Source organism: Gilliamella sp. Fer1-1, from assembly GCF_001690825.1.
Taxonomy (GTDB): Bacteria; Pseudomonadota; Gammaproteobacteria; order Enterobacterales; family Orbaceae; genus Gilliamella; species Gilliamella apicola_C.
In genome coordinates, this window is the sequence record NZ_LZGX01000068.1 from 1 (window position 1) to 6,460 (window position 6,460).

The 6,460-nt window shown below is 28.6% G+C and carries 8 protein-coding genes; all 8 read left to right on the forward strand.

Annotated features, from left to right (window positions below):
- Positions 1-94 precede the first annotated feature (94 nt).
- Complete coding sequence (locus tag A9G28_RS07990) at positions 95-307, forward strand: hypothetical protein (RefSeq protein ID WP_141674710.1); 213 nt, start codon at positions 95-97, stop codon at positions 305-307.
- Positions 308-347: 40 nt separating this feature from the next.
- Entirely contained in the window at positions 348-1,409 is a 1,062-nt protein-coding gene (locus A9G28_RS07995; protein WP_065580322.1) for a hypothetical protein, read from the forward strand.
- A gap of 444 nt (positions 1,410-1,853) precedes the next feature.
- The gene (locus A9G28_RS08005; protein WP_141674718.1) at positions 1,854-2,132 is read left to right on the forward strand and encodes a hypothetical protein; all 279 of its coding nucleotides are present in this window, start codon (positions 1,854-1,856) and stop codon (positions 2,130-2,132) included.
- A 195-nt stretch (positions 2,133-2,327) separates the two neighbouring features.
- A complete protein-coding gene (locus A9G28_RS13615) occupies positions 2,328-2,480 on the forward strand; it encodes a hypothetical protein (protein WP_176702133.1) in 153 nt (50 codons plus the stop codon).
- A gap of 217 nt (positions 2,481-2,697) precedes the next feature.
- Entirely contained in the window at positions 2,698-3,708 is a 1,011-nt protein-coding gene (locus tag A9G28_RS08010) for a hypothetical protein (RefSeq protein ID WP_065580325.1), read from the forward strand.
- A 205-nt stretch (positions 3,709-3,913) separates the two neighbouring features.
- Positions 3,914-4,438, forward strand: coding sequence for a hypothetical protein (locus tag A9G28_RS08015; RefSeq protein ID WP_081301542.1), 525 nt, complete (start codon positions 3,914-3,916; stop codon positions 4,436-4,438).
- Between the two features lie 174 nt (positions 4,439-4,612).
- On the forward strand, positions 4,613-5,770 hold the full coding sequence (locus A9G28_RS08020) for a M23 family metallopeptidase (RefSeq protein WP_065580326.1): 1,158 nt from the start codon (positions 4,613-4,615) through the stop codon (positions 5,768-5,770).
- 1 nt (position 5,771) lies between these two features.
- A partial coding sequence (locus A9G28_RS08025) for a hypothetical protein (RefSeq protein ID WP_141674719.1) occupies positions 5,772-6,460 on the forward strand: 689 nt, incomplete at its 3' end.

The following is a 6,460-nucleotide window of genomic DNA, read 5'->3' on the forward strand; positions in this document are numbered from 1 at the left end:
TAACGGTTTATAACACCGAAAGACCGCATGAGGCATTAAATAACATGACACCGATTGAGTATAAAACACTAAAACAAGCAGCATGATTTTCTACGTGAGTTGTGTACTAAGTTTGGGGTATTTACAATCAGATTGGAAAAAAGATAAAGCATTTGTTAATGCTTTAGCTAAATTTCATTTTCGAACTTTTCGAATAGGAGAAGAAATTTATAACTTATTTAGTGGAATATCAGGAGTAGTAGATGGTGATAAGTTACATAATAGTCATTTGATACAGAAAAATTTGATTTTAATGCTATTAAAGTAATTGAATAATTAGAAATTTTAAATTAGCAGGATAACATGAAATGAAAAAAAATTGTTTAACTTTGATTTTATTTTTTATGTTTTCTATAGGATATGTACATTCAAATGAATCTCCGGATATTTGGGATTTTTATAAAGTTTCAAAAAATTCTGTTTCTGGAGGAGGATCCGATTCTGAAAGAGAAAGTTTAATAGAAAGATTTTCGAAAATTAAACTCATATTAATTGATGGAAAAGTTATAGTCGATACAATTTGTTTTATTCCATATGAGACAACAACAAAGATGACTTCCCCTTTATCTTATTGGAAAACTCCAGAAAAAGTAAAGGAGTATAAAAAAATTTTTTCAGCGGAAAAAATCCCTTTAAGATATCAATTTGAAGCAATAAAACTTCCTAATAATGACAAAGATGATTTATGCTTGGAAGAAGGTTTGACTGATTTAATAAGGATCGACAATTATTTTGTTTTTTTGACCAAGTCAGATTACTTGATAACATTTTCGAAGCATATAGAAAAAAATAACGGATCACCTGTAACCTATAGAGGATTTAATTATAAGATACCGAATCGTGAATTTAGTTGGTTTGTTCATCCAATGTTGACTAATAAAAAAATTGTAGATGATATGAATAAGAAGTGTGATTTCCCTGATGATGGATCTTATTATAATTCATACTTTTATAATGAGTGTGATTTGAACGAATTAGGTCTTTATTTTAGTGAAATTAGTGAAACTTTATTTGACAAAAAGAAAGTGATATATCAAAAAGGAGAATATCAATACAATTTAACTAAAAAACAGCACGAAGAGTTTGATTTCGAAATATATTTAAATATTGAAAAAGGTAATAAATTAATTGATAGATTATCCATTTATAAAGAAAAAATTTTAGAATCGGCTGCCTTTGAACAGGATTACTATATTGATAAAAATTTTAAGAATATTTGGTTACTAAATTATGTTGGTAGTGACGAAACGCAACATATTAAAAAATGGAGGCATTATAAAATAGATAATAGTGGGCATTTCAAGCTATTGGAATCAATTTCGTGTAAAAAACGTGATAGGCAAGGAATCGTAAAATGTCACAATAATTAAGAATAGCATTGGTCAGGATTTAGAAGTTTACACGCCTGATATGAAAGTGCCACACCAGAGACAAAAAGAACTCTGCATGATTCTCATTTACATTCAGGTTTTGATGACAGCTCTATAAAGGAAATAAAATAACATAACATAACATGAAAAAACTAGTTACTATTGAAATTCTACTATTGATTACAATATTTGTTACATACAATATTAAAACTGTATATGCAGTAGGGGGAATAGACAAAAATTCTTTATCATATAATAATTTTTACGGGGAAAAATTGGTATCAAACAAAGAATTTATATTATCTATAAATAAAACTTGTAAAGAAGATGCCTCGGGGCCATGTACAATTTCAGAAATAAAAAAAAAATTATTATCTCCAGTTTAGTAGTCTAAATAACCATGAAATAGCAATTTCTAAACTAAAAAATAATATTGAATTAAAATTGAAAAAAGGAAAAACTAACAATCCATATTCTATGGAGATAGAGTTAATATCTTATAAAAATAATGAAAGAGTAGATTCTATAGTATGTTATGAATATATGAACGATCCCAATAACAGTTTAGCTACAGAAAAATTATACTATTTGAATGATTATAATTTATGGACACTATTTTTCACTTATGATTTAGAATCAACAACAGCTGACAATTGGAGTAAATATAAAATTAATCCTCAATCTGGCAAATTTGAATTAGTAGATAAAGTACTACAACACTAATTCCCTCTAGATAGTGGATAGGCTACATTAATTATTACCCGTTTTATAAGGACATTGTTATGATAAACAAAAAAAGAAAAAACCAACAATGATAAATCATATTTCGAAAAGAGAAATTCGATATTTTTATTTAAGTTCGACAGTTTTAAAAAAAGAAGAGTTAAATCTGGTGAATTAGTTGCATATACTGGTGATATGGGTAACGCTAAAGGGCTTTGTAGCCCTCATTTACATTTTGAAATTGCAATGAATATAACAGGTAACCGCTCTAAAGAATATGATACGCAAACCAATAGATTAGGCTACAAAATTAATCCAGTGGTCCTCGCAAAACAAATGGGCAAATAGCAACCTTTTTAGCACTGAGCCAATAGGTTTAAAAAAGGATAATTCAATAATAGATAGAAATCATACATATAGTTGGATTCATATGGATGTTAGATCATTTGAAAAACAATATTTATTAGATGAATATTTTTGTACTGATGCCACAACTTAAAATAAAGAAAAACTAATTACCCTTATTAATAAATAAGAAAAATAGAATAAATTAGAGGAGGAAATAATGCTAACAATACTAAATCGTTTTTTCGTTTTATTTTTTTATTGTTTTATCGCATTAGCAGTAAGTGCGAATGAAATAAAAAATGATCCCAATACATTAACAAAGCAGGATATTACAGAGTGGCAATTAGTTGATATTACTTATTTACCCGATACTCCACTTAAACATGAAGCTTTATATACACGACTTAACGAAGTAAAAAATATATCGGTAAAAAGTTCAGACAGCAAATTAATATTAGATGAAAATCATATAATTAATGTACATCAAGTTACCGACAATTTATCACCGCGTTCCCACGAATTGTTACAAAAAGTATTGGAACGTTTAGAGTTAACGGGTAATCAACAAGAAAATCAATATTTTGATTTTGTAACATTACCTAAGCAATATAATTTAAATCCCTCATTAGTGCTTATTTCCGATTACCTTTTTTTATTTACGAATGATGATATTGTTTTGGCGTTTAAATTAAAGCAGAAGATGCGTGAAACGCTAGCAACTATTTATGAAAAATTAAATATTATAGATGTTCCATTGAATAATTATTATTGGGGTGATGAAGTTAATAGTAACAATGATATTTTTTTACCAATAACGGATAAAGTTGATCCTTTTGTTGAAGGAAAGTTTGACGATGGTTGTTTTGATGAATTTAATTATTTTTTTAAAGGAATGATGGATGATGGTTGTTTTAGGGCATTGAAATTAAAATCTTATAAAAAAATAAAATTATTATTGCTGTCCTCCGTTGCTATTAATTCAGCAGAACGTTTATCATTAATTAGCCTTTCGGATGATTTTAATTTGATTGATAGGCTAGAAATAGGTGAAACTAGTGAGCTGGAGGATGGAGGTATTTGGAGTAAATATTTTATCGATAAAAATTATCGCATAACAATCAAACATTTTAACTCGCCATATGATTACAAGAAAAGACCAACCGCTTTAGTCAGTAAAATTCACTATGTCATTAATAAACAAGGAAAATTTGTTAAGGTAAAAAGATAGTTTTTTAATTGCAAAATAGGCAAGATGAATTCAAGTACGTAAAAAAACATTTTCACCTATAAGGTTAGGGGGAATGTTTCTAATCCTGAGAATAATGAGGATTTTTTTACAATTCGTTTTATGCTTGAAAATAAGCCGTACTGGGTAGAAAGTCATTAGCTTCATTATTGCAAAAAACAACTAATAAATAATTCTAGGCTATATTATGATAAATAACTATATAATTTATTTAGTGTTCTGTGTAATTCCTTTTTTTGCTTATGCACAAGAATCCCCTATTCAACAAAATAATAAAAATCCCTGTTTTGAAAAAAGTACAGATACTTTACCATTAAATAAAGCACATAAAAATACACAATATAATTTAACTAATAATGAAAATTGCAAGATTAAAGATTTGGCATCATGGAATTGCGAAATAGATTTTCGTTATATACCTCTACCATCAAAAAATGACATTAATATGATTTTGGTGCCACAGGATTGTGGTGATTTTCCTTACAGGCTTTATTTATTGACAATAAAAGATAATCAAATACGATCAGATTTATACGTTGAAGGTGAATGGTACGAACTAGGAAATAATGAAAATCTAATTGAAAAAACACATTTTACCATTTCAAAGGATTTTATCATTACCGTTACAACAGAATATGATAATAATTTAACAATTAAGCATTATTATTTAAATCAAGATGGATATCTTAAAGAAAAAACCAACAATAATTAAATTACTTTTTATCATACCTGAATTTAATTACATCATCAGTTACAGCTGATGAAAAAAGTAGAAACCATTATCGGCAGCGTGATACGCGAAAAGGGAAAAAACACAAAATTTGTGGATTTATTGCTCAAAGGCAGTAAAGTTCGTTTAGGTAAATAAGAAAATTACACCCCAAAGATGCACGCATTACACCAAATTTTGACAGGAACACTGATATATTCAACACAACGAAAAAAAGGTCTACCGCCACCTACTTTTACAGAAAGGGATTTAAAGGAAGCGCTACGCAGAAGTTGGGCCGCAGAGCTGATAGGGCATTTACTGGTAAAATATGAAAGTGAATGGTATGCCGATGAAGCATTAAGCAAATGGAACGAAGTTGATGAACTGTTTGAAGAAGAAAGACAACAGAAAAAAGAGATGATTGAAGCAGGCTTAAACGAGCTCGGCATCACCCAACCTTACCTACGTGATTATGTCTTCAAGTTGGTGGACGAAGCGTTTAAATATATTCAAACTAATTGGAAAATAGAAAAAGAGCAACGCATTAAACCGTCACTGTGGTGGAAAGAAGTGGCACAGGCACAAGCTCAAAACCCAACCGCAAACACTGATACCAATACCCCTAAACTGTCCAATCTATCCGCAGACGGCAAGGCATGGTTTATTCATCCCGTGGCAATGGTGGATTATTTTAATATTGAAACGACAAAACTTTGGCATGAGCCTTTAGAAAATCCACAAAGGACTTATTATAATTCAAGTAGAGATATTAAACCATCTAACGGTGCTTTCGGTTATGTTCGAGCATTTTGGAATGAAGAATTAAAGAAGTTACAAAAGAAAATACATAATGGTTTGGATTTATTTGCTGATATTAATACCCCATGTTATGCTTGCCTCGATGCTGAAATAATACAATATAAAAACGAAGGTTCAAGTGGTTATGGGAATGTTTTAGTACTTAAAGTTAATGGTGAATCTTTGAGAGCATCTGTAAATGACTATTCATTAGAATTTACAGATGAAGTTGTTAGTGGGAATGGATTTAATTTAAATGCAGATCATTTTTATTTACGTTACTGTCACTTAAGTTCAGCTGTTTTAACAACAGGAAATGTTAAAGCTGGTGAGTTAATTGCGTATACTGGTGATACAGGTAATGCAAAAGGAGTTTGTAATCCTCATTTACATTTTGAAATTGCAATGAAAGCAAGTGGTAATGGTATTGGATTGATCAATAGATATAATCCTGCTTTTTTTGTTAATTTACAAAAAATAAATGAAGATTTGCAAACAAATGTGAAAGAAAAGCGTCTTAAAGAGAAAAAATAAAATGAGATTAAATTTTTTTAAATATTTTTTTATTTTTAATTTCATTATTGCTATTTCCTATGTTGCTAATGCGAATATTGATAATAAGGAAAAAATAGAAAATAAATTATTATCTTTTCCAAATCAGCATCAACTAAAAAAATGGCAACAATTTGATCAAGAAATAAGTTTTAAATTTGTGGAATCAGATAGCTATAGTGCTTGGGGATTAGATCACTATTATATTAAATGTAATAATTTGACTTATTTTTGTACTCTAAATTATTATAATAAAAATATTAATTTTACAATACCTAATGGCGATAATATAACTGGTCTTAATGCTTATTTATATAAAAGTTCATCGACCAAATTATATAAAATTATTCTTCTTGAAGCAGAGGAAGAAAGGGGAGTTGGTTGGTATTATATTCTTGTATTGAAGGAAAATAATTTATTAGGGAAGTTTTTAATTAACCAAGGGAGGAATGCAATATTTTTATTTGATGAGGGAAAAAAATTTATTTTCGATAATACAATAAGTAATGATGTAAGTTTACCAAAAATAAATCATTCGATAAGTTCAGACGATATTGATGAAATATATGTTAGCCCTAAATATTTTCTTTCTATTTTTAATAAAGAGGATGATTTTCTGTTCATGTTTAATAAAATATACACAAGTGCAACAGAAGAAATTGATCACTCAAC